General features: G+C 75.0%; 24 protein-coding genes. 7 read left to right on the top strand and 17 right to left on the bottom strand.

From position 1 onward, the window contains the following. Positions 1-53: 53 nt before the first annotated feature. The 3 genes from ABD345_RS18980 to ABD345_RS18970 form a co-directional block, all read right to left on the bottom strand. Positions 54-1445, bottom strand: a complete 1392-nt coding sequence (locus tag ABD345_RS18980) for an NAD(P)/FAD-dependent oxidoreductase (RefSeq protein WP_344553476.1) — start codon at positions 1443-1445, stop codon at positions 54-56. Positions 1446-1520: 75 nt separating this feature from the next. Continuing rightward, positions 1521-1895, bottom strand: coding sequence for a cupin domain-containing protein (locus ABD345_RS18975; protein WP_344553475.1), 375 nt, complete (start codon positions 1893-1895; stop codon positions 1521-1523). Next, entirely contained in the window at positions 1892-3442 is a 1551-nt protein-coding gene (locus ABD345_RS18970) for an APC family permease (protein ID WP_344553474.1), read from the bottom strand. Before ABD345_RS18970 ends, ABD345_RS18975 begins: the two co-directional genes overlap by 4 nt. Positions 3443-3708: 266 nt before the next feature. Between ABD345_RS18970 and ABD345_RS18965 the strand changes: the two genes are divergently transcribed. After that, positions 3709-4866: a PP2C family protein-serine/threonine phosphatase gene (locus tag ABD345_RS18965; protein WP_344553473.1), complete on the top strand. Its 1158-nt coding sequence runs from the start codon at positions 3709-3711 to the stop codon at positions 4864-4866. 20 nt (positions 4867-4886) lie between these two features. On the opposite strand, the gene ABD345_RS18960 is transcribed toward ABD345_RS18965, so the two are convergent. Continuing rightward, positions 4887-5318, bottom strand: coding sequence for a hypothetical protein (locus ABD345_RS18960; protein ID WP_344553472.1), 432 nt, complete (start codon positions 5316-5318; stop codon positions 4887-4889). Positions 5319-5531: 213 nt separating this feature from the next. Here ABD345_RS18960 and ABD345_RS18955 point away from each other — a divergent pair, with 213 nt between their 5' ends. Beyond that, positions 5532-6557, top strand: a complete 1026-nt coding sequence (locus ABD345_RS18955; protein WP_344553471.1) for a 2-dehydropantoate 2-reductase — start codon at positions 5532-5534, stop codon at positions 6555-6557. A 31-nt stretch (positions 6558-6588) separates the two neighbouring features. Then, entirely contained in the window at positions 6589-7395 is an 807-nt protein-coding gene (locus ABD345_RS18950) for a phosphotransferase (protein WP_344553470.1), read from the top strand. A gap of 9 nt (positions 7396-7404) precedes the next feature. Here ABD345_RS18950 and ABD345_RS18945 read toward each other — a convergent pair whose 3' ends face one another. From ABD345_RS18945 to ABD345_RS18930, 4 genes are all read right to left on the bottom strand, one after another. Beyond that, positions 7405-8346: a GNAT family N-acetyltransferase gene (locus ABD345_RS18945; protein ID WP_344553469.1), complete on the bottom strand. Its 942-nt coding sequence runs from the start codon at positions 8344-8346 to the stop codon at positions 7405-7407. A gap of 51 nt (positions 8347-8397) precedes the next feature. After that, positions 8398-8703 (bottom strand): hypothetical protein, encoded by a 306-nt coding sequence (locus ABD345_RS18940; RefSeq protein WP_380271705.1) that lies wholly within the window; start codon positions 8701-8703, stop codon positions 8398-8400. 9 nt (positions 8704-8712) lie between these two features. Further along, entirely contained in the window at positions 8713-9516 is an 804-nt protein-coding gene (locus tag ABD345_RS18935; RefSeq protein ID WP_344553468.1) for a GNAT family N-acetyltransferase, read from the bottom strand. 83 nt (positions 9517-9599) lie between these two features. Beyond that, positions 9600-10175, bottom strand: coding sequence for a GNAT family N-acetyltransferase (locus tag ABD345_RS18930; protein ID WP_344553466.1), 576 nt, complete (start codon positions 10173-10175; stop codon positions 9600-9602). A gap of 107 nt (positions 10176-10282) precedes the next feature. On the opposite strand from ABD345_RS18930, the gene ABD345_RS18925 reads away from it, so the two are divergent. Next, positions 10283-10714, top strand: a complete 432-nt coding sequence (locus tag ABD345_RS18925) for a nuclear transport factor 2 family protein (RefSeq protein WP_344553465.1) — start codon at positions 10283-10285, stop codon at positions 10712-10714. A gap of 7 nt (positions 10715-10721) precedes the next feature. On the opposite strand, the gene ABD345_RS18920 is transcribed toward ABD345_RS18925, so the two are convergent. Further along, entirely contained in the window at positions 10722-12176 is a 1455-nt protein-coding gene (locus tag ABD345_RS18920; RefSeq protein WP_344553463.1) for an MFS transporter, read from the bottom strand. Positions 12177-12234: 58 nt separating this feature from the next. Continuing rightward, positions 12235-12684, bottom strand: a complete 450-nt coding sequence (locus ABD345_RS18915) for a MarR family winged helix-turn-helix transcriptional regulator (RefSeq protein WP_344553462.1) — start codon at positions 12682-12684, stop codon at positions 12235-12237. Between the two features lie 273 nt (positions 12685-12957). Between ABD345_RS18915 and ABD345_RS18910 the strand changes: the two genes are divergently transcribed. After that, on the top strand, positions 12958-13710 hold the full coding sequence (locus ABD345_RS18910) for a dienelactone hydrolase family protein (RefSeq protein ID WP_344553490.1): 753 nt from the start codon (positions 12958-12960) through the stop codon (positions 13708-13710). 99 nt (positions 13711-13809) lie between these two features. Here the strand turns inward: ABD345_RS18910 and ABD345_RS18905 are convergent, their stop codons facing one another. The 6 genes from ABD345_RS18905 to ABD345_RS18880 all read right to left on the bottom strand — a co-directional run bounded on the left by ABD345_RS18905 (position 13810) and on the right by ABD345_RS18880 (position 19889). After that, positions 13810-14310 (bottom strand): hypothetical protein, encoded by a 501-nt coding sequence (locus ABD345_RS18905; protein ID WP_344553461.1) that lies wholly within the window; start codon positions 14308-14310, stop codon positions 13810-13812. After that, positions 14307-14909, bottom strand: coding sequence for a CYTH domain-containing protein (locus ABD345_RS18900; RefSeq protein WP_344553460.1), 603 nt, complete (start codon positions 14907-14909; stop codon positions 14307-14309). The genes ABD345_RS18905 and ABD345_RS18900 overlap by 4 nt, the downstream gene beginning before the upstream one ends. Before the next feature lie 258 nt (positions 14910-15167). Beyond that, entirely contained in the window at positions 15168-15932 is a 765-nt protein-coding gene (locus ABD345_RS18895; RefSeq protein ID WP_344553459.1) for a bestrophin-like domain, read from the bottom strand. A gap of 131 nt (positions 15933-16063) precedes the next feature. Continuing rightward, the gene (locus ABD345_RS18890; RefSeq protein WP_344553458.1) at positions 16064-16894 is read right to left on the bottom strand and encodes a hypothetical protein; all 831 of its coding nucleotides are present in this window, start codon (positions 16892-16894) and stop codon (positions 16064-16066) included. A gap of 261 nt (positions 16895-17155) precedes the next feature. Then, entirely contained in the window at positions 17156-18562 is a 1407-nt protein-coding gene (locus ABD345_RS18885; protein WP_344553457.1) for a family 2B encapsulin nanocompartment shell protein, read from the bottom strand. 445 nt (positions 18563-19007) lie between these two features. After that, positions 19008-19889 (bottom strand): patatin-like phospholipase family protein, encoded by an 882-nt coding sequence (locus tag ABD345_RS18880; RefSeq protein WP_344553455.1) that lies wholly within the window; start codon positions 19887-19889, stop codon positions 19008-19010. A 277-nt stretch (positions 19890-20166) separates the two neighbouring features. On the opposite strand from ABD345_RS18880, the gene ABD345_RS18875 reads away from it, so the two are divergent. Next, entirely contained in the window at positions 20167-21243 is a 1077-nt protein-coding gene (locus ABD345_RS18875) for a 1-acyl-sn-glycerol-3-phosphate acyltransferase (protein ID WP_344553454.1), read from the top strand. A 6-nt stretch (positions 21244-21249) separates the two neighbouring features. On the opposite strand, the gene ABD345_RS18870 is transcribed toward ABD345_RS18875, so the two are convergent. Further along, positions 21250-21588, bottom strand: coding sequence for a hypothetical protein (locus ABD345_RS18870; RefSeq protein ID WP_344553452.1), 339 nt, complete (start codon positions 21586-21588; stop codon positions 21250-21252). Between the two features lie 589 nt (positions 21589-22177). On the opposite strand from ABD345_RS18870, the gene ABD345_RS18865 reads away from it, so the two are divergent. Further along, positions 22178-23422 (top strand): PucR-like N-terminal domain-containing protein, encoded by a 1245-nt coding sequence (locus ABD345_RS18865; RefSeq protein ID WP_344553450.1) that lies wholly within the window; start codon positions 22178-22180, stop codon positions 23420-23422. Positions 23423-23424: the final 2 nt, after the last annotated feature.

Raw genomic sequence — 23424 nt, 5'->3', positions numbered from 1 at the left:
CGGCCGCCCGCGCGTGGGGGCGCGGGCGGCCGTCGTGGGGGGGCAGGTGGGGGTCAGCTGTCGAAGCCGAGGCCGAGCTTGTCCATGGTCTTGAGCCAGAGGTTGCGGCGGCCGGCGTTGCGGTCGGCGCGGTCGAGGGACCACTTGGTGATGCCGATGCCGGCCCAGCGGACGGGCTCGGGCGGGAACGGGAGGGGCTTGCGGCGGACCATCTCCAGGGCGGTGCGCTCGGTGCGCTGTCCGGCGAGGAGGTCGAGCATGACCTCGGCGCCGAAGCGGGTGGCGCCGACGCCGAGGCCGGTGTAGCCGGCGGCGAGGGCGACCTTGCCGTGGTAGGCGGTGTCGAAGAAGGCGGAGAACCGGGTGCAGGTGTCGATGGCGCCGCCCCAGGCGTGGGTGAAGCGCAGGCCCTCCAGTTGCGGGAAGGTCTGGAAGAAGTGCTTGGCGAGGGTCTGGTAGGTCTGCGGCCGCTGGTCGTACTCGCTGCGGACCTTGGCCCCGTAGTGGTAGACGGCGTCGTAGCCGCCCCACAGGATCCGGTTGTCGGCGGACAGCCGGTAGTAGTGGAACTGGTTGGCGCTGTCGCCGATGCCCTGGCGGCCCTGCCAGCCGATCGCGGCGAGCTGTTCGGCGCTGAGCGGTTCGGTCATCAGCGCGTAGTCGTAGACCGGCACGGTGTACGGGCGGATCCGCTTGACCAGGGACGGGAAGACGTTGGTGCCGAGGGCGACCTGCCGGGCGAGGATCCGGCCGTAGGGGGTGCGGACGGCCATGCCGGGGCCGGACTCGGCGATGTCGAGGGCCTTGGTGTGCTCGAAGATCCGCACGCCGAGCCGCTCGGCGGCCTGCTTGAGGCCCCAGGCGAGCTTGGCGGGGTGGAGCATCGCCACGCCGTCCTTGTCCCAGAGCGCGCCGAGGTAGGTCGGGGAGGCGACCTGGGCCCGGACGGCGTCGGCGTCCAGGAACTCGTAGTCGCCGTACTGCTTGGCGAGTTCGTGCAGTTCGGCGAGTTCCTCGACCTGGTGGGGCTCGGTGGCGACGTCGAGTTCGCCGGTGCGCTCCCAGTCGCAGTCGATCCCGTGCCCGGTCACCGCGTCCTCGATGGACTGCAGGTTGCGGGCGCCGAGCTGTTCGAGCGCGGCCATCTCGTCGGGCCAGCGCTCCAGGCCGTTGCCGAGGCCGTGGGTGAGGCTGGCGGCGCAGAAGCCGCCGTTGCGGCCGGAGGCGGCCCAGCCGGTCTCGTTGGCCTCGATCAGGACCACGTCCCGCCCGGGGTCCCGTTCCTTGGCGATCAGGGCCGTCCACAGGCCGCTGTAGCCGCCGCCGACGACCAGCAGGTCGCAGCGGACGTCGCCGGTGAGGGCGGAGTTCGCGGCCGGGCGGCCCGGGTCCTCCAGCCAGAACGGGGTGGGTTTGGCGTCCCGCAGTGCGTGTACGGGGTCCATGCTCTCGGTTCCTTGCCTTGGGAGGGTGCGCGGCCCGGCCGCGGGGTGCGGCCCGGCCGCGGGGTGCTTCGGGTGTTACCGGTCCTCGTGCTCGGCGGGCTCCGGGCCGAGGTCGATCGCGTAGACCTTGCGGAGCGTCTCGTGGACGGTCCAGGTGGTGCGGTCGCCCGCGCGGAGCACCGCGAGGTCGCCGGGGCCGAGTTCGAGGACGGGGCCGTCCTCGGACGCGACGGTGGCCCGGCCGCTGAGCACGACGAACATCTCGTCCGCCTCGGTGTCGGTGACGACGCCGGGGGTGATCTGCCAGATCCCGCGGATCCGGCGCCCGTCGGCGGACTCCCAGACCACCTTGCCGGTGACCTCGGGCGTGCCGGAGACGATCTGCCCGGGGTCGAGCGGCTCGGGCTCCAGTTCGGCGTCCGGGACGTGCAGGGCGAAGCTGTTGATCATGCCTCGACGCTATCGGCCGCGGTGCCGCCGGCGGCCTTGTCACTGTGTGCCGAGTCCGGCTGCCACTCTGACAGCCCGTACGCCTCGACCCCGGCGGCGAGCCGCGCGGCGGCCCGTTCGGCGGCGGCGGTCTCCCGGGCGGCCTTGCGGAGCGAGAGCAGCGGGTAGAGCAGCAGGGCGGCGCCGACCACGATCAGGCAGTAGACGACGGCCTTGGTGCCCTCCTCGTCGTACTGCTCGATGGCGGCCCAGACGCTGACGGCGGTCAGGCAGAGGGTGATCAGGCCGATGCTCCACCAGCCGCCGGGGATCTTGTAGGGGCGCTCCAGTTCGGGTTCGCGGATCCGCAGCACGATCAGCGCGGCGACCTCCAGCAGGATGCCGATGTTGGTGAGGAAGACGTCGAAGATCACCAGGTTGCTGAAGCTGGAGAAGCAGAACAGCGCGTAGATGACGGAGGAGCCGATGATCGAGGCGATCGGCATCCGGTACCGCTTGCTCTCCTTGGAGACCCACTTGGGCAGGTAGCCGTCGTGCGAGAGCGAGGACGGCAGCCGGGAGTAGGAGGCGAGCAGCGCGGAGAACATCGCGACCGAGGCGAACAGGCCGCCGATGGTGACGGTGTACTGCAGCCAGGGGCCGGCCAGTTCGCCGGCGATGTCGGAGAAGGAGCCGTCCTTCCAGCCCTTCCAGCCGTTCTCGCCGTCGGCGCCGACCGCGAGGGCGGCCAGCGAGGGCAGCAGGTAGCCGACGACGATCAGCAGCACGGACCAGAACAGCGCCTTGGGCAGGTGCTTCCTCGGGTTCTCCATCTCGCCGGCCACGGTGGAGACCGAGTCCCAGCCGGAGTAGTTCCACATCACGATGAACAGGCCGGAGCCGAAGGCGTTCCAGGTGGACTGGCCCTGTTCGGCGGTCATCGAGGAGACCGGGTTGGTGCCGTCGGTGAGCAGGTGGTAGCCACCGATGGCGGTGAGGATCAGCATCGGGGTCAGGCAGATGACCGCGAACGCCACCGAGGAGTCGCCGACCCAGCCCGCGCCCATCAGGTTCAGCAGCGTGAAGAGCACGATGACGCCGACGCAGATCACCCAGTTCAGGTCGACCGCGATGTCGGCCTTGAACAGGTGGAGTTCGAAGAACACGTGCTCGCCGGGGGCGACGGCGCCGATCAGGCTGGACAGGTACGAGGTGAACATGACCGGGTAGAGCGCCATGTCGACGAAGCTGCACACCCACTGCAGCACGCCCTGCTGGAAGGCCCAGAACCGGCCGAGGCCGCGCTTGACCCAGTGGTAGTAGCCGCCCTCGACCGGGATCGCGGTGCCCAGCTCGGCGCAGACCAGGGCGTGCGGGACGCTGTAGATCAGCGGGGCGACCAGGATGAGCAGGATGCCCATCCCGGGGCCGGAGGTCGAGAACAGCGGCTCGATGCCGTAGGCCCCGCCGGAGACGCTGAAGAAGATCAGCGCGACCAGCGGGACCAGGCTCACGCGCTTGGGCGTCGCCCACCGGTTCTCCGGCGGGGCCACGGGGATGGCGGTCATTTTCACCTTGGCAATCGGGGTCGGCGCGGATGTGACTCGGTTGAGGGGCACGAGTCTTGTCGTCCCGTTGACATAGGACAATCATTCAATCTGTCAGGCGTCCTGTTGCGCCTCTGACACAGTGCCGGACTTCGGCCGACCCCCCGTCGGGGCGGCGTCGAACCAGGTCAGGCCCCTTCCCGGGCCGCCCCCGGAACGGCGGTGATCACCACCCCGCCCGCGCCTCCCACCATCGGACGGACGGCGCCGGTAGCGTTCTGCGGGTCATGCCCACCATCAACGACCAATCCCCCGGCCGCTTCCGGCCGCGCCTGGCCACCGTCGTCCGGGTGTCGCCCTTCCTGCTGATCGCCCTGTCCGCGGTGGCGGACGCCGAGACCCCGGCCGGGCAGCGCTACGACCGGTTCGTGGCGGCCGCGCCCGCCCTCGCCGCGGCGACCTGGGGCTCGTTCGGGACGCTGACCATCGGTCTGATCGCGGTGGCCACCGAGGTGGTGCTGGCCCTGCTCCGGGACCGGGAGGTCGGCGCGGCGGCGGCCTCGGTGATCGCCGCGACCGTGACGGTCACCCTGGCCGCCTCGTACACCGCCGGGATGCGGGTGCGCCGCGAGCGCGACCTGGCGCTGGTGCGCTCGGTGGCGCGCACGGCGCAGCAGGTGGTGCTGCGCCCGCTGCCGGACCGGCTCGGCGACGTGGGCCTGACGCTGTACTACAACGCGGCGGCGGAGCAGGCGCAGATCGGCGGCGACCTGTACGAGGCGGTGCGCACGCCGTTCGGGGTGCGGATCATCCTGGGCGACGTGCAGGGCAAGGGCCTGCCGGCGGTGGAGATGGCGGCGGCGCTGCTCGGCTCGTTCCGGGAGGCCGCGTACGACGCGCGGGACCTGCCCGCGCTGGCGAGCCGGCTGGAGATCGGCCTGCAGCGGTACGCGGAGCGGGCCACCTCGCTGGACGCGTCGGAGCGCTTCGCCACCGCCGTGCTGCTGGAGATCCCGGACGACCGGCCGGAGGCGTACCTGCTCAACTGCGGGCACCCGCCGCCGGTGCTGCTGCGGCCGGACGGCGGGCTGCGGCCGGTGGAGCCGGAGGTGCCGCTGCCGCCGCTGAACCTGTCGGCGCTGGTGGCCAGCGAGTACCACCCGCAGACCCTCCCGTTCGGGCCGGGCGACCGGGTGCTGCTGTACACCGACGGCGTCAGCGAGACCCGGGACCGGCGCGGCGAGTTCTACCCGCTGACCGAGCGGCTGGCCCGCTGGAGCGGCGACTCGGACGTCGCGCTGCTGGAGGGCCTGCGCCGGGACCTGCGGCGCTACGCGGGCGGGCCCGCTGACGACGACGTGGCGGCGCTGCTGGCGTCCCGGCTGGCGCCGCCGGCGGAGCGCTCCGCGGGGCCGTCGGGGCCGTCGGGGCCGTCCGCGGGTTGAGGTGCGCGGGGAACGTCCGGTCAGGGGCCGTACGGCGGCTCGGCCAGGTCGACGACCAGGCCGTGGCCGCGGTTGTTGGTGAAGCGGGCCCGGGTGCCGGTGAGCGCGATCGCCTCGAACGGGTTGCCGTCGGCGAGCGTCAGCAGCCACACCGGTGCGCCGTCGGGGCCGAGGCGGGCGACGAAGCCCTCGGAGCCGAGGGAGCCGTCGCCGCACACCAGGGTGCCGGAGCCGTCGGGCAGCACGAGGTGGCCGGCCGGGTGGGTGTCGGCGCTGGTGGTCCGCTCCGGGTCGAGCAGTTCCCGGACGCTGGTCGGCTCGGCCAGGGCGAAGCCGGCCAGGTCGTCGGGGCCGTAGTCCTCCGTCACGTACCAGGCCCGGCCGTCCGCCCGGTACAGGCCGTCGTCGGCGGGGCGCTCGCCGCGTTCCCACAGCTGGAGGAGTGCGTTCACGCACCGCCCCCTGCCCGGTCGCGCCGGCCGCCACACCCCCGGCGGGCCGCCGCCCCGGACCGCCGTCCGGCGTGCACCCGTGCCGCCCCCTTCCCGTCACCCGCCGGCCGTCCGGGCCCGCCCCGGCGGGTGGGCCCCGCAGGACCGGGCGGTAACCTCTGGGCCGTCGGCCGTGGGGCCGTGCCGCTGACGCCGTTGTCGAAGGAGCCGCCGGTGTCCGAGAACCGTTCGACCCTGCCGCCGCGGATCGCCGTGTTCGGGGCGGGCAGCATCGGCTGCCGGCTGGGCGGGGCGCTGGCCGCCCGCGCCGACGTGACGCTGATCGGCCGGGCCGCCGCGATGGCCGAGCTGGACCGGGCCGGCCTGACCCTGACCGGCCCGGGCGACCGGCGGCTGCACGCCCGGCCGCGCACCGCGGTGGACGCCGCGGCCGCGGCGGGCGCCGACTACGTGCTGGTGACCGTCAAGTCCGCGGACACCGCGGCCGCCGCCCGGCTGCTCGACCCGCACCTGGACGGGCGTAGCACCGTGATCAGCTTCCAGAACGGCCTGCACAACGCCCGGGCGCTGCACGAGGCGCTGCCGGGCCGGACGGTGCTGGCCGGGATGGTGCCCTACAACGTGGTGCGCACCGGCCCGGCCTCCTTCCACCAGGGCACCGGCGGCGAGCTGGTGCTCGAACGGGCTTCCGCCGCACGGCGGTTCGCGCAGACGGCGGCCGCCGCCGGGCTGCCGGTGCGGCTGCGCCCGGACATGCCGCGGGTGCAGGCGGCGAAGCTGCTGATGAACCTGAACAACGCCGTCAACGCGCTCTCCGGCCGGCCGCTGCGCGAGCAGCTCGGCAGCCGCCCGTACCGGCTGGTGCTGGCCCGCTGCCAGCGCGAGGCGCTGGCGGTGTTCGCGGCGGCGGGGCTGTCCCCGGCCAGGCTGACGCCCGTCCCGCCGCAGTGGATGCCCTCGGTGCTGGACCTGCCCGACGCGGTGTTCCGGCGGGTCGCGGCGGCCAGCCTCCGGGTGGACGCCCGGGCCCGCTCCTCGATGTGGGAGGACCTGCAGCGCGGACGCCCCACCGAGGTCGGCGAGCTGCAGGGCGAGGTGGTCGCGCTGGCCGAGCGGCACGGGCTGCCCGCCCCGGCCAACCGCCGCCTGCTCGAACTGGTCCGGGCGGCCGAGCAGGCGTCCGCGCCGCCCGCCTGGTCCGGCCCGGAACTGCTCGCCGCCCTCGACGGGAACCCCTGATCCCGCTGACCGCGGAAGGAGTTGACGCGCCATGGCGCAGCGGTGGACCACCCACGGCGTCGAACTGCGGCCCGACTCGGTGCACAAGCGCTTCCGCCCGGACTCCGACGGCGACCCGGAGCGGGAGTGGCGGGCGCTGACCCTGCTCGACCGCCACGCCCCGGGGCTGGCCCCGCGCCCGCTGGCCCGCGCGGACGGCGCCGTCACCATGTCCCGGCTGCCGGGCACGGTGCTGCGCGGCACCGAACTGACCGACGACCGGCTGGCCGCGCTGGCCCGCGCCCTGCACCGGCTGCACGGCGCCGTCCCGGCGGCGGAGGCGGCGCGGCTGCCCCGGCGGCGCTGGGACGTCGGGGAGTCCGCGGCGGCGGTCCGGGCCCGGGCCGGGGCGGTGCGCGGTGCGGCGGCGCGGCGAGCGCTGACCGCGGGGCTGCGCTGGCTGGACGGCGCGCAGGACGGGCTGTGCGCGGGCGAGTCGTCCTCGGTGCCGGTGCTGGGGCAGGCCGACGGCAACCTCGCCAACGCCCTGTGGGACGGCGCGGACGTCCGCCTGGTCGACTTCGAGGACTCCGGCCGCTCCGACCGGCCGTACGAGCTGGCCGAGACGGTCGAGCACGTCTCCGCCTGGGCGGAGGGCGGCCTGGACGCCGGGGCCTTCCTGGCCCGGTTCGGGCTCTCCCCCGCCGAGCGGCTGCGGCTGCTGGAGTGCCGCCGCCTGTTCGCCCTGCTGTGGCTGGTGTTCCTCACCGCCGACGCCTCGACGGCGGCCCGCAACCCGCCCGGCACCGGGGAGCGCCAGGCGCTGCGGCTGCTCGACCTGCTCGACGGGCCCGGCTGAGCGGGCCCGTCAGCCCGGCAGGCTCTTCTCCAGCACCACGCTGGTGTAGCGGACCGTCATGCCGACCTTGAGGTACAGGTCGAGCGCGCCCGTCCCGGAGTGCGTCCACAGCGTGCAGTGGCTCAGCCCGGCGTCCCGGCAGGCCCGGAAGGTGTGCTGGAGCAGGTGGCGGGCGATGCCCCTGTGGCGGTGGTCGCGGTCGACGGCCAGGCTCTCCACGTAGCCGTCCCCGCTGCCGGGCTGGTCGAGGGCCAGGGCGACGCCGACCACCCGGCCGTCGGTGTCCGAGACGGCGAGCGGCGAGCGCTCGGGGGCGAAGTTCTCGCGGTGGACGGCGTGTTCGGCCCATTCGGCGAAGTCCATCCGGCGGGCCTTCCAGTCCGCGAAGGCGTCCTCGACCACCCGGTGCGCCTGGTGCTCGTCCCGGGCGTCACCGGCCCGGAACGGACGGATCGTCACCCCGGCCGGTCCGGGCGGCAGTTCGCCGTCCGCCGGCAGGCCGTCGAGGGCGATCTCCAGCAGCCAGCTGGCGCCCTTGGGCCGGTACCCGTAGGTGCGCAGCATCGCCAGGCCGGTCGCGTCCAGGTCGGCGACCACCTGGACCAGCTTGCCGACGCCCTGTTCGACGGCCCGGCTCTCCATCCACCCCAGCAGGGCGGTGCCGATCCGGCGCCCCCGGTGCGCGGGGTGCACCCGGCACTCGCAGCGCCGGTCGCTCCACGCCCAGGCGACCGGGCCGCCGTCCGGGCCGTGCACCAGCAGGGTGTCCGCGGCCGGGTCGAAGCCGGGGCGGGCCAGCACCGCGGCGAACTCCCCGGCGTCCGCCTCCACCGCCGCGTCGCCGTGCAGGTGCCGCTCGCAGGCGGTCAGCAGGTCGAGCACGGCGGGCAGGTCGGCGGACGGGTCGAACGGCCGGGCGGTGTACCCGGCGGGCAGCTGGGGCTTGGCCATGGCGGGGGTCCTTCCTCACGGTGGGGACGGGGCGCGGGAGCCGCCGTCCGGTCAGCCCGCGGTGAGCGTGCGCAGCAGCGCGGGCAGGTGCCGCATCTCGGAGAACAGCACGGTGTCCGGCGCGCCGTCCCCGCCTCCTTCCTGGTACCCGTCCTTCCCGAAGTGGCGGTGCCCGAACTCCCCGCCGGCGAGCGCCCGTCCGGTGGGGCCGCCGGTGTAGCCGAGGCGGCGCATCCCGGCGGCCCGGGCGGCGCGCATCCCGGCGGGGCTGTCCTCGACGACCAGCACCCCGTCACAGTCGAACACCACCAGTTCAACGGGTTTCCCCGGCGTGCTCGCGGCGTTCACGGTGGCCATTGCGGCAGCCTAGTGCGTGGTCGCGGGGCCCGTCCCCGGTGATCGCGCCGGAGTTACCCGGCTCACCCGGTGCCGCACCCAGACGTTCGGCTCGACGTACACGGCGCAGTCACGTTCCAGCCGGCAGTGGACGGGTGCGAGTGCGCCGGGCACGATGACGTCGCCGGGCCGGTCGAAGGGCAGGCCGGTCCACTCGCGCCATTCGGCGAGGGATCCGGCGACGGTCATCGACGCCGGTGCCACCTTCTCGATCACCGCTCCCGCCCGGACGTGGACGCGCAGCCACGGGTCGTGCGGGAGTCCGTCCTCCTCCCGCGTCCGGAAGGCGTACTCGCTCATCGGCGTCTGCGGCTCGTGGTGCTTGGCACTGGGCCGGACGGGAGCGACGACTTCGGCGAATCCGCGGCTGCGGGCGTTCTCGCGCAGGGCCGTGAGCAAGCGCCCGGACAGGCCGCGGCGCTGGAGATCGGGGCGGACGGCGATCTCGATCGCGCCGACCGTGTCCGGCGTCTCGCCGCGGCGGTGGTCGGCGAACGCCCGGAGCAGCACCTCGTCCCAACCGCGCGGGGGCAGCTCACCGTTGCGCTCGGGGCCGGCCAGTCGGAACGGGACGCTGAGCGCGCGGCCGACCAACGTGCCGTCGCCGTCCGTGGCGACCAGGACGTGGTCGCGGAACACCTCGGGGATCCGGCCGACAAAGGCCCTGCTGACGGGATCCTGCAACACGAAGGCGGGCCAGCTGTCAGGCATCTCCCAAAGGGCGTCGGCCAGTTCGGGTCGCTCGGCGAGGGTGCTGACGTTCACGCGGTCCATGCGGGAAGAGTAGGGCGCGAGTTGTTCGACTGCTGATCATTTTTCGAGCGGGACGACGGACGGCCGGGGCGGGGGCGGGGGCGCTACGGCCTGACGTAGCGCCAGGTGTCGCGCGGCTCTCCGTCCGGCGGTCGGTGGGCGGTCAGTGGGCCGGTGCGCCGGTAGCCGGCGCGTTCGGCGGTGCGGATCGAGCCGGTGTTCCACGGTTCGACGTACAACTCGATTGCGGGAACGGCGAGTTCGCCGAGCGCCCAGTCGGTGACGGCGGCCAGCGCGGCCCCGGCGGCGCCCCGGCGGCGGGCGGGGGCGGCCACCCAGTAGCCGACGGTGGCCCGGCCGCGCAGCGGCAGTTCGCCCGTCCAGAGGCCGATGTCGCCGACCGCCCGGCCCGCCGGGTCGACGATCACGAAGGGGTAGCCGGTGCCGATCTCGGTCCGGCGCCGCTGGCGTTCCAGGTAGGCGGCCGCGGCGCCCTCGCTGTACGGCGCGGGCACGCTGGTGACCAGCGGGATGTACGGGTCGGCCGCCGCCTCGCGGAGCAGCCCGGTGTCCTCCGGGCCCCAGCGGCGCAGCCGGTAGCCGTGGGCGGCCGGGAGTTCCGGCACCGTCCTGGGCAGTCGGGTCGTTCTGGGCGGTGGTGTCGTCCCGGGCAGTCGCACGCCCGCCATCCTGCCGCAGCGGGGATCCGGAATCCCGTCCGGTGCGGCGCCGGACCGCAGTAGGCTCGTGGGCACACCGACTTTCCCACCAGTCACGGGAGTTCACCATGTCCTCTGCCGTCCCGTCCCCGTCCGACCGCACTCCGCAGGACGTGCTGGCGCGCTACCGGCGGGCGATGCTCGACCTGGACGCGGACGCCCTCGCCGACCTGTACGCGCCGGACGCCGTGCACGAGTTCCCGTTCCGCTTCCCGGGCTTCCCGGAGCGCTACGAGGGCCGGGAGGCGGTGCGCGCCGGGTACGGGGCGGCGTGGGGGGCCAGCCCGGTCCGGCCCGTCGAGGTCGAGGAGAGCGCGCTGCACGTGTCGACCGACCCGGAGGTGCTGGTGGTCGAGCAGGTGGTGCGCGGCGAGATCGCGGGCGGCCGGGGCGCCTTCGCGGTGCCGGGCCTGCTGGTGCTGCGGGTCCGGGACGGGCTGATCGTGCACGTCCGCGACTACATGGACGGCTCGGCCGTCTCCGGCGCCCGCAGCAGCTGAGACCGGCTCAGGAACGGGCCGCCGCGGGGGCGCGCAGCGCGGGCAGCGTCCGGTCGAAGGCGGTGAGCAGCAGGAACAGCACGGCCGCGCCCAGCATGATCCAGGCCAGTTGGTGCATTCCGGCGGTGCCCGCGTGCGGCCCGTAGGCGGCGGCGGTCGCCGCGGAGGCGACCATCGAGCCGAGGTAGGCGAAGGTGCGCAGCAGCCCGGCGGAGGAGCCGGTGCGGGCCGGGTCGGACTGCTGGAAGACGGAGTTCTGCAGGGCGAGCCCGTTGGCGCCCTGCGGGACGCCGAACACCACGGCCAGCGCCGCCAGCGCCCACAGCGGGCTGTGCGCGCCGAGCGCGAGCATCAGCAGGCAGGCGGCGACCTGGCCGAGGCCGCCGACCAGCAGGGTGGCCCGGATGCCGCCGCGCCGCCCGGCCAGCAGCGAGACGCCGATGCCGACCAGGAAGGTCGGGGCCTGCACCAGCCCGGCCTGCAGCGGCGACAGGCCGAAGCCCTCCTCGGTCCACTGGGCGAAGCCGTACAGGAAGGCGTAGGAGACGACGTACGCGGCCAGCGCGCGGGCGTAGGTGAGGAGCAGCGGGGTGTTGCCGCCGAGCACCTTGACGTCGATGAACGGCTGTTCGGCGCGGCGCTCGCGGACGGTGAAGGCGACGGCGGCGGCCAGGGTGAGCAGCGGCAGGTACCAGCGGTCGGCGTGCGGGTGCATCAGGAACAGCAGCAGCGAGAGCAGCAGGACGGCGAACAGGGCCATGCCGGGCAGGTCGATCCGCCGCAGCGGGCCGGCGCCGCCCGCCGCCTTCGGCCCCGTCCCGGGTCCTGTCTCCGGTGCCGCTCCCGGGTCCTGCCTGGGCAGGCGCAGCGCGCCGAGGGTGACGGCGAGCACCGACAGCGGGATGTTCAGCGCGAAGGTGCTGCGCCAGCCGCCGGCGCTGGTGAGCAGTCCGCCGAGCAGCGGGCCGATCACGGCGACGGTCTGGTTGGCGACGGCGAGCAGGGTGAGCACCCCGGCGGGGCTGTCCTGTCCGGTGCGCCGGGACTCGGCGCGCAGCAGGGCCATCGCGGCGGGGTAGCCCGCGCAGGTGCCGAAGCCGAGGACGACCCGGGCGGCGATCAGCGTGCCGAGGTTGGGCGCGAGGGTGCCGACGATCCCGGCGACGCCGACCAGGCTGGTGCTGGCGAGGAAGAGCCGGCGCGGGCCGAACAGGTCGATCAGCCGTCCCACCACGGGCTGTCCGAGCGCGGTGGCCAGGTACAGCGCGGAGACCAGCCAGGCGGTCTGCGCGGGCGAGGCGCCGAGCGCGGCGCCGATCGGGACCAGCGCGACGGCGATGATGGTGGAGTTGATCGGGTTGAGGACGGAGCCGAGCACCATCGGGGGGACGAGTCGGCGGTCGAGCGCCGGTGCCCGGTCCAGCTGCTCGCCGGGGGCGGTCGTGGTCGTACGGTCGGTCATGGTGCTTCTGCCGCTCGGTGGTCGTGGTACGGGGGTTCCCCGGGGCGGGGGCGGGCCGTCACTCCTGGACGATCCGTTCGAGGACGGCCATCGCGGCGATGACGGTCCGCCGCTCCTCCTCGGTGCACTTCGCCTGGAGCTCGGCGGCCAGCCACTCGCCGCGGGCCCGGCGGCCCTCCTCGCCGCGGCGCCGGCCTTCGGGGGTGAGCCCGATCAGGACCCGGCGGCCGTCCTCGGGGTCGCGGCTGCGTTCGACCAGGCCCTGTGCGGCCAGGGTGGCGATGGTGGTGGCCATCGACTGGTGGCGCATCCCCTCGGCGACGGCGAGGTCGCTGGTGGTCAGGCCCACTTCGCTGTCCAGCAGCCGTCCCACGGTGGAGGCCTGGGTGAGGGTGAAGTCTCCCGTCCCGGCGGCGGACCGGATCCGGCGGCGCAGCTTGCCGATCACCGAGCGCACCTGCTGCGAGGCGCACAGGGCGGACGGCGCGGGGTCGGAGTCTTCGCTCATGCTCCCCACCCTAGGTTTCCGACCGCCGAATGTACAGTTTCCCTGTAGATTTCGGCCGATCTCCGCAGCCGCCCCGCCCCCGGGCGGGCCCGCCGTTTGGCACCCCGCCACGCCGGCTGCTACTTTTCCGGAGGCCGTGCGAGAGACCTTGGAGGTGGTACCCGTGAACGCAGTGACGACATGGGTGCTCCCCGCTGGGGCCACGGTCGGGCGGTAGTGATCCGTCCGGGAGCGCCGTTCCTGAGCACTCCCGAAAGGCACACAGCCATGACTGTGCACTTCACCTCCGCGTCCCACCTCGACGGCGACGTCCTGGAACGCGACTTCACCCTCGGCGAGGTCCCCGGCGTCCTGTGGACGCCCGCGTCCGCCGACCCGTCCGCGCCCGTGCCGCTGATCCTGCTCGGCATGCCGCCGCTGGGTCTGGCCCGGATGCGCCCCCGGCTGGCGGACCGGGCCCGCCGGGCCGCCGCCGACGGCTTCGCCTCGGCCACCATCGAACTCCCCGGCAGCGGCGAGCGGCCCCGCGTCCCCGCCCTGGAGCAGGGCCGCGCCGAACTGCGCCGGGCGATGGCGGCGGGCGAACCGGTGGGCCCGGAGACCATCGACGCCCTGGTCCTCCCGCTGGTCGAACTGGCCGTCCCGGAGTGGCGGGCCGCGCTGGACGCCCTGCTGGAGGTGCCCGGCATCGGCGGCCCGGTCGGCTACTCGGGCGGGGTGATCTCGATCGGCGTCCGCCTCGCCGCGGTCGAGCCGCGGATCGCGGCCGCCGGCCTGTTCGCCGGCAGCCTGCTCCCCCGCGCCACCTTCGAGGACGCCCGCCGGGTCACCGTCCCGCTGCACGTCCTGCTGCAGTGGGACGACGAGGGCAACGACCGGCGGGCCTCGCTCGACCTGTTCGACGCCTTCGGCTCGGCGGAGAAGTCGCTGAGCGCCAACATGGGCGGCCACACCGGCGTTCCCGAGTACGCGGGCGAGGCCGCGGCCGGGTTCTTCGCCCGGCACCTGAAGAACTCCGCGGAGTAGCGACGCCCTTCCGGCGGTCCGGGGCCTTCGGGTCCCCGGACCGCCGGAAGGCACCCGCCGGAAGGCGCCCCGAGCGGTCGGCCGCCGGTCGGGAAGCGGTCAGCGGGCGGGCCCGAAGACCGGTTCCACCGCGCCCAGCATGCCGCGCAGCACGGCCGCGCCCTTGGCCGACCGGGCGTCCGGACCCGCGGCCGACTCCTCGGCCAGCAGCGACACCCGGGTGCGGTCCTCCTCGAAGACGCCGAGCACCTCGCGGACGGCGTCGTCGACGTACTGCTCGTGCTGGACGTCCAGGTCGGCCAGGGCCTCCACGAGGATCGCGACCGCCGCCCGGTCGCCGCGCCGCAGCAGGGCCCGGGCGGTCTCCAGGGTCACGTAGGTGTCCTGCGGGTCGGCCAGCAGGTCGGCCAGCACCCTTGCCGCCGCCGGGAGTTCGGCGAACGACGCGAGTGCCCGTCCGGCGTCGGCGCGGTCCTGGTGGGCGGCGCTGTCGGCCAGGGCGGTCAGGGCGCTGACGCAGGCTTCCCGTGCCTCGGTGTCCGTCCGGTCCGCCCTCCTCGGTATCGGGCCTCGGTGCCGGGCCTCGGCCGCGGAGCTCACGGCAGGGCCACACCGTACTCGGCGAGGCCGGCGCGGAGGTGTTCGCGGTCGGTGCGGGCCAGGTGGCCGCCGGTGAAATGGTCGTCCGTGGTGAGCTCGGCGACGCAGCCGGGAGGAGGGACGAACGTTTCTTCATCCTCGGGGTTCTCGAACTCGGCCTCGGCCAGCACCAGTCCGAGCAGCGGGCCCTCGAAGACGTCCACCCCGAGCGGGGGGACGCCGAGCCGGGTCCTGGTCAGCTCGGGGCCGGGCAGCGCGGCCAGCAGGCGGGCGTACTCCTGCTCGGAGAGCTGCAGGTCGGCGGGCGCGTCCGGGCAGGCGGGCTGCTCCCGGCCGAGCCGGTAGCTGCACTCGCCGGTGTCGAGCCGCTCGACCCGGCGCAGCCGCAGCCGGGTGCCGTCCACGTACCGGTCGGTGATCCGGCGGGCGGCGGTGACGCTGCCGGGGGCGGGCACCCGGGCGAGCAGGAAGCGGCGCCCCCGCTCGGCCGGGTCGGACTCGTCCCCCACCGGGTGCGGTGCGTGCGGTGCCTGTGGTGCGTGCGGTGCGTGCGGTGCGGTGGCGCCCCGGCGGGTGCCCTCCCCCGTGTGTTCCCCCATGCGGTGCTTCCCCTTCGTGCTCTCCCCCGTCGTGCCCGCGCCACCGCCGCCCGGGGCGGCGGCCCGCGCGGGCTCCCCGTCAGCCGCCCGCACCAGGACCCCGGTCGGTGCGGCGGGCGGCTCCCACCAGAGTAGTGCGCGAACCGCTTCGGTACGGTGCGCGCCGCCGAATGTTCCTCATGTCCGCTCAGTTCCGTTCACCGGGCGGACAGTTGGTGCACCTACCCGGTCACGGTTCGACCATCGGTCGACCACCGGTCAGCCGCCGAGGAAGGGGAACAGGTTGAGGAACGGCTCGGTGGTGACCGACATGCCGCGCCCGAAGGGGTCGTCGAAGTCCCAGATCAGGAACAGCAGGAACCCGAACAGGGCGCTGAAGGTGCCGGCCAGGACGAGTTCGCGCGGCGAGCGGCGGATCTGCAGGGCGAACAGCATGCCGATGGTGATCACCGCACCGACGCCGAGACCGAACCAGACCACCCCGGGCATGGTCGGACCGACGTTGCCGCCACGGGAGTTGCGGGCCTCGTCGGCGCTGGCGATCTTGTCCATCATCGCCTGGTACGCCTGCGCCTCGATGTCGTTCTGCGGCGCCCGCGCGGCGACGTCGGTGCGCAGCTTGGCGAGCAGGTCGGTGCCCTCGGGGCTGATCTCCCCCTCGGTGCGCATGTAGTGCCACTCGGTGTCCACCACGAACGAGACGTACGCCTCGACGTCCTTGTCGACCACGGCGCGGTAATCGGCGGGGAACACCTCGGCGCGGGCGCTGACCTCGTGCAGCGCCTGGGCTTCGCGCTGCACGTCGTCCTGCGCGGCGGAGCGCGACTCCCAGACGCCCGCGATCGCCAGGCCCAGCACGATCGCGTAGACCACGCCGATCATCATGGTGATGTACTCGATGACGTCGGGCGTCTCCGAGGTGTCCTCGTGCTCGTCGACCCTGCGGTTCCGCACCAGCACGACCGCGACGACGACCAGGCACGCCCCGGCCATCGCGAGGGCTAGTGCCAGCCATTCGGACATGACGGGTCCTCTCCTGAACTGTCGGTTGGGTGAAGGGTGTTGTCGGTTCTCCGCCGGTCCGCTCCCGCCCCGGTGCGGGCTCGGGAAGGGCCGCGGGGGCGATCGCGGCCGCGGGGGCGGTAACGGCGGGATCAGGAACGGCCGCGGCGCCCGGCGCTTCCGGACTTCCCGCGCGGGCGCAGCGCGGCGGCGGCGAGCACGGCGGGGACGGTGACCACCAGCATCCGGGTGGTGGTCGGGGTGCTGTGCCGCTTGGGCGCCTCGACGTGCACCGGGGGCGGCGGCAGGTGGACGGTGGGGGCGGGCGCGGGCCGGGCGGCTGGGGGGCTCGACGCGGGCGTCGTCGGTGCGGGGCTGGGGGCCGGCGCGGGCGGTGGCACCGCGCTGGGGGCGGTCCGGGCCGAGCGGGGCGCGGGTGGCCCGGTGGCCGGGGGTGCCGGGGGTGCGGGCACCGGGGTCGGCGTGGGGGTGGGCGCCGGCTTCGGGACGGGGGTGGGCGTCGGGGTCGGCGTCGGCGTCGGCTTCGGCGTCGGGGTCGGCGTGGGGCTGGGCTTGGGCGTGGGGCTGGGCTTGGGGTGGCAGTGGTGCTCGTGCCCGTACCCGTTCCCGTTCCCGTGGCTCTCGTGCCCGTTGCCCGGCTTGCCGTCGCTCCCGCCCCCGGCCCCGTTCTGCGGGCGGAGCGGGACGTTCGCCCCGCCGCCCGCGTCCACCTCGATGTGCACGCCGGGGGCGTCGACCGAGGTGTGCACCTTGACGCAGATGTCGAGCCGGTGGTCGCCGCCGGCGCCGCGCACGGCGGACGCGGCCTGGGTGGCGCCGGTGAGCACCGCGCAGACCACGGCGACGCCCGCCAGGGCGGTGGCGGTGCGGGCGCCGCGCCTCCACTGCGGGGGCAGGGCGCGGGCGGGTAAGGCCGGGGCTCCCGTTCTGCCGTCCGCCGACGGACGGCCGTTGCGCTGCATGGGCGTGGTCCTACCTTCCGGTGGCTGTGGGCGGTCGTCGAGCTGGTGCGCGCCCCGCTTCGGGCCCGGCCGAGGTGGCCGGAGCGCAGTCGAGGGCGCGTCGGAGGATCGGGCCGTTCCACCCGCAGTGCCGTGGGCGAGCTGCAGAAACGGATCGGCATGATCAATCCGACGCACCCTCAACGTGGTGCGCCGCCGTTTGGTTACGGCCGGCGGCGGGCCGTCACTGCGCGGTGCCGATCAGGAGCCGGCGGCCGCCGGTCAGCGGTGCGCGATCTCCACGTTCTCCAGCACGCCGAGCGCGTCCGGGACCAGGATGGCCGCCGAGTAGTACGCGGTGACCAGGTAGTTGATCACGGCCTTCTCGTCGATGCCCATGAAGCGGACCGACAGGCTGGGCTGGTACTCGTCCGGGATGCCGGTCTGGTGCAGGCCGATGACGCCCTGGTTGTCCTCGCCGGTGCGCAGCACCAGGATGGAGCTGGTGTTCTCCGGGGTGATCGGGATCTTGCTGCAGGGCAGGATCGGGACGCCGCGCCAGGCCGGGACCTTGTGGCCCTGGAGGTCGACGGTGTCGGGGTACAGGCCGCGGGCGTTGAACTCCCGCCCGAGGGCGGCGATCGCCTTCGGGTGGGCGAGGAAGAACTCGGAGTCGCGGCGGCGGCTGAGCAGCTCGTCCAGGTCGTCGGGGGTGGCCGGGCCGGAGTGGGTCTGGATGCGCTGGTTGAAGGCGCAGTTGGCCAGCAGGCCGAACTCGCGGTTGTTGATCAGCTCGTACTCCTGGCGCTCGCGCAGCGCCTCCACGGTGAGCTTGAGCTGCTGCTCGATCTGGTTCATCGGCTGGTTGTACAGGTCCGCGACCCGGGAGTGGACCCGGAGCACGGTCTGCGCGATGGAGAGCTCGTACTCGCGCGGCTTGAGCTCGTAGTCGACGAACGCGGTGGGCAGCAGGTGCTCGCCCTCGTGGCCGGCCGACATGGCGATCTCGGCCTCGCCGAGCTCGTTCTGGCGCTGCAGCGGGAGGCTGGCGAAGTCCCGGATGTGGGCCTGCAGGCTGTCGGACTGGGCGAGCACCGCCTCGAAGTCGGCCCGGCTGAGGGTCAGCAGGGTGCCGGCGGTCTTGGCGGTGGCGGTGTAGTCCCAGGTGGCGTCGGCGTCCAGCAGGGCGTTCTCGCCGAAGCGGTCGCCGTCGCCGAGGACGCCGACCACGGCGTCGTCGCCGTACTTGCCGGTGGAGACCTGGTTGATCTTGCCGTGCGCGACCAGGTGGATCTGGTCGGACGCGGTGCCGCGCTCGACCAGCACCTCGCCGGCCCGGAAGTCGCGCTGCCGGCAGCGGCCGGCGAGGGCGGTCAGCACCTCCTCGTCCTCGTAGCCGCGCAGCAGGGCGAGTTCGCCGAGCTCCTGCGGGATGACCCGGACGTCGCCGCCGGTCTGGATGAACTCGATCCGGCCGTCGCCGACCGTGTAGGTCAGTCGGCGGTTGACCCGGTAGGTGCCGCCGGAGGTCTGGGTCCACGGGAGCATCCGCAGCAGCCAGCGGGAGGTGATCTCCTGCATCTGCGGCGCGGACTTGGTCGTGGTGGCCAGGTTGCGGGCCGCTGCGGTGGTGAGGCTGGTCTGCTGGCGCTGCGCCTGCTGAGTCTCCGGGCTGCTGTCCACGGACATCGGGCCGGGCTCTCCTTCGTCTCGCACGGAACCTGACTATCCGTCAGATCCGTGAGCGTATGGGGGTGTTGCTGGGGTAACGGTGGGGCAATGGGTAAAGGAAGGGAAAAGCGTCGACGGGAGCCGGAAGGCACTGGATCGCCGCGCTCGCCCGCCGCCTCCGGAACACTAGATCGTTCCGGCCCCCGGATTGCCCGTGCACCCCCGCGTGCACCCGATTAGGTGAACCTTGGCCCGTGGAGGATTGGCGGCGCTGACACCGTGTCAGACGCCGTTTCCGCCCCCGGCCCCATGGTGGCCTGCGCCGCTGCCGCTCCGGGGCCCGAGCTCCCGGACGCCCCCGGCGGGCGGGGGCGTCCGGGAGCTCGGGAGGGGCGCGCGTCGGCGGGGGCGCCCAACCAGCGTCCGCCGGGCGCGCGCACGGGGCCCCGGAGCGGTGCGGCGGTCAGCCGGTCGCGTCCTGCCGGGTGCGCTGGAGGCCCTCCAGGAATGCGGAGGCCGCGTCGTAGCCGAGCGCGATCCGGCGCCGGACAGTCTCCAGTTCGGCACGACCGGAGGCGATCGGTCCGCGTCCGGCCTTCACCAACTCGTCCTCGCCGCTGGGCAGCACGTGCACGGTGACACCTGGCCGGCGCCGGGCGATCTCCGCCTCCACCGCCGCCCGCCGGCTCACCTCGAAGGCGACGTGCGCGAGCTGCCAGGGCATCCGGGGCACCTCCAACTGCTCGCCGGTCTGCCGGATCCGCAGCGCGTACACCGTGCTCGCCCCCAGCGAGACGGCCAGGCCGACCGGCAGCGAGTCGATCAGCCCGCCGTCCAGGTAGTGCTCGCCGTCGATCTCCACCGGCGGGAACAGCCCGGGCACGCAGCAGGACGCCAGCAGCGCCGGGATCAGCTGCCCCTGGTCGAAGTAGTGCGCCGCGGCCCGCTCGATCGAGGACGCCGGGCAGACGAACGGGAGCTTGAGGTCCTCGATCCGGGTGTGCGGCGCGAAGTGGTTGAGCAGCATCCGGTGCGCGGCGTCCTCCGAGGTCAGCCCGGCCCGCACGTGGCGGACGTTGGACAGGAACGCCCGCAGGGACGGCTTCATCACCCGCATGCTGATGAACTCCATCCACAGCTCGGTCAGTTCGGCGATGACCGAGACCGTGGGGTTCTTCGCCAGGATGGCGCCCTGCACCGAGCCGATCGAGGTGCCGACCACGATGTCGGGCACGATCCCGGCCTCCAGCAGGGCCCGGATCATGCCGACCTGGTTGCCGCCGCGCTCGCCGCCGCCGCCGAGCACGAACGCGACCTTGCCCTGCCCGTCCGTCAGACCGTCCATCGCTGCGCCGCCTGTCTCCGGGGCGTCCCCGGGTCCGTCCCCCGCGCGGACCCGACGGGCCCGCAAGGCCCATCGTCCGATCCGGTTTCCGGCGGCCGCAACCGCTCCCACCTGCGCCTTCGCCCGTCCGCAGCACCCGGCGGCGGAGACCGGTGCCGCGTCAGGCAGCCTCGGCCCGTCGCAGCGCGGGCCGCCTGACGCGGCACCAGCCCCGATCGGTCCAGCGGAGTGGATCTTCGGCTGGCCGGGGGACCGGCGGCGTGAGAGAGCTGGAGCCATGCACAGGACTCCGCCCTCCCCGGGGCTCTCCCGGGCTGCCCGGCCGGGCGCCGCCGCGCTCGCCTCGGCCCGGGACGCCGTCGCGCTCGGCGCCCTGACGGTGCTTCTGCTCCTCCTCGTCCCGCTGCTGCTCCCGCTCGGCCTGCTCCGGCCGCTGCTGCCCGCCCGGGCCGCGGCCGCCGCCCGGCTCCCGCTGGTGTGGGCCGCCTACCTGGCCGGGTTCTCGCTGACCGCGCTGGCCGGTTCGCTGCGGCTGCGGGCCCGCCGCGCCGGCCCGGACGCCTGGCGGCTGCTCACCGCCCGGGCCGGGCGCCGCTTCCGGCTGCTGGCCGAGCACTGGAGCGGCCTGCGCTTCCAGGTCGAGGCGCCCGAGCCGGCGCCCGACCCCGGGCGGCCGGTGGTGGTGCTGGCCCGACACGCCGGCATCCTGAACACCCAGCTGGCGATCACCGCGGTCACCGCCGTGCTCGGCCGCCGCCCGCGCGGCATCGCCAAGCGCTGCGTCGCCCTGGAGCCCGGCCTGCGGGCGCTGCTGCGCGGCGTGCCGCTGACCCTGTTCCGCTGGGACCGGGCCGGGCGGGCCGCCGCGCTGGCCGAAATCACCGCGCTGGGGCGGGCGCTGGGCCCGGACGAGGCGCTCTGGCTGTACCCCGAGGGCACCAACTACAGCGCGGCCCGGCGCGCCGGGGCGATCGCCAAGCTGCGCGCCCGGGGGCGGGACGCGCTGGCCGACCGGGCCGAGGCGATGCCGCACGTGCTGCCGCCGCACCTGCCGGGCGCGCTGGCGGCGCTGACCGCCGCCGGGCCGTCCGCCCTGGTGCTGGTGTGCGGGCACACCGGCCCCGAGCGGCTGCTCCCCTGGATGCTCGGCCCCGGCTACGCCCCGGGCCCGGGCGACCGGCTCCGGCTGCGCTGGTGGAGCTTCGGCGCCGAGCAGGTCCCCACCGCCGACGCCGCCGCCTTCGCCGACTGGCTGTACGACCGCTGGGAGCAGTTGGACCGGTGGATCGCCGAGCCCGACGACCCCGCCGCGCACCCGTCCCGGCGGCGCACCGGGAACCTCGACCCGGCCTGAGCGGGCTCAGGTCCAGGCGACGGCCACCACCGCGGCGGCGGCCGTGGACGTCGCCACCGCGAAGAACGCCCACGCCCGCCGGTTGCGCATGCCCACCAGGGCCAGCACCGCGACCAGGACGTCCAGGCCCAGCTTCACCGCCATCTTCGGGTACGGCACCGGCAGGTCCAGCGAGGTCCTGGTCCAGATCAGCCCGGCGCCGGTGACCAGTTGGACGACCGCGCTGGTCACCATGTACCCGCCGGTCACCGGGTCCTTCCCGCGCAGCTGGTAGAAGACGCCGCCCAGCAGCGCGGCGAACCCGAAGAGGTGGAAGACGAGGAACGCGTACCGAAGGATTTCCATGCCGGTGATCTCTCCCAGAGGACGGAACGAGGACGGGGCGGGTGGGGTCTCTCCCGCGGGACCCGTGCTTGGGAGCGCCCGGCGCCCGGATCTGTGACATCACCGGCGGCACCGAGACGTGGATCACACCGCCCGGCGGGCCGGGCCGCGTTCGCGGTGGTGCTCGCCGGTGCGGCCGGGCGGCCGGGCGGCCGGGCCGGGGACGGCCCGGAACGCGGGGACGGCGGGCGCCGGGGCGGCGGGGACGGTTGCGAGGGGCGCGGCGGTCTCCTCCCGGTCCGCTCTCTCCTCCCGCCCCCTCCCGCCGCTCCCGCCGCTCTCGGCGCGGTTTCCGGAATTCGCCGGCCGCGGCGCGGCCGGTCCCGGAAATCCGGTCCGGAAGTGCCGGGAATTCCGTCCGCCCTTCCGGCGGAACCGTCACCCGGGTCGGCGTTTCCGCGCCCGCCGGGTGGTGCGCCGACCCGCGCGACCGTGCCCGACCCGTTGACCGGTGGGTGGCGCCGCCGCATAATCCGGGTGTCCCGACCGCACCGGAGCGCTCCGCGCCGGGCGTCGGACAAACGGATTTTCGCTACCCGGAGGAGCGGAATTGACCGGACCGTGGGAGGGGCTGCCACCCGATTTCTCCGCCGATCTCAGGGCCGAGCAGCAATCCCTCGCTGCCGAGGTCGTCCGGGAGATCAGGGCCGCCGTCCCGGAATTCTCCCGGCCGCTCTCCGGGCAATTCGGCGCCGGAATCCAGCAGGGCGTGGAGACCGCGCTCGCCGAGTTCACCGACCGGGTCGCCGGGCTGCCCGCGCCCGGCCCGCGCCAGCTGCGGGTGTACCGCTCGCTCGGCCGGGGCGAGCTCGCCGAGGGCCGCAGCCTGGACGCCCTGCAGGCCGCGTTCCGGCTCGGCGCCCGGGTCGCCTGGCGCCGGTACGCCCGGGTGGCCCGCCGGCGCGGCCTGACCGCGGAGCAGCTGGTGGCCCTGGCCGAGGCGGTGTTCGCGCACATCGACGAGGTCGCGGCGGCCGGCGTCCAGGGGTACGTGGAGGCCCGCACCGACCGGGCCGGCGCGCTCGGCCGGGCCCGGCACCGGCTGCACGACCTGCTGCTGGCGGGCGCCGACCCGGCCGAACTCGCCGCGGCCGCCCGGCTGGCGGAGTGGCCGCTGCCCGCGCAGGTCGCCGCCGTCTCGCTCGACCCGCGACCGGCGCCCCGCCCGCCGGGCCCTCCCGGGCCGCCCGCCCCTCCCCCGGTCCGGCTGCCCGACCGGGTGCTGGCCGGGCTGGACGTGCCGCGGCCGCACCTGCTGCTGCCCGACCCGGCCGCGCTGCTCGCCGACCCGCAGTTCGCGGCCGCCCTGCACGGGCGCGGTGCGGTGATCGGCCCGGCGGTGCCGCCCGCCCTGGCCGCGCAGTCGCTGCGCTGGGCCCGCCTGGTCCGGGCCTCGCTGCCCCAGGCCCCGCAGCGGCCGGTCGACTGCCGGGAGCGCTACGCGGACCTGCTGCTGCTCACCGACCCGGCGCTGGTCCGGCTGATCGCCGAACGCCGGCTGGCGCCGCTCGCCCCGCTCACCCCCAAGCAGCGCGACCGCCTCGCCGCCACCCTGCTCGCCTGGCTGCAGACCGGCCGCGGCAGCGCCCCCGAGGTCGCCGCCCGCCTCGGCATCCACCCGCAGACCGCCCGCCACCGCCTGCACCGGGTCCACCGGCTCTTCGGCCCGGCCCTCGCCTCCCCCGACACCCGCCTCGAACTGGAGATCGCCCTCCGCGCGACCGCCGCCACCCGGGACGACCCGGCCCCCGCCCGGGGCACCCCGGCCCGCACCCCCTCCCACCTGGCCGGATGACG

Source organism: Kitasatospora saccharophila (assembly GCF_039529925.1).
Lineage (GTDB): Bacteria > Actinomycetota > Actinomycetes > Streptomycetales > Streptomycetaceae > Kitasatospora > Kitasatospora saccharophila.
Note: the sequence above shows the minus strand (reverse complement) of the source record. Positions and strands in the feature narration are given on the sequence as shown.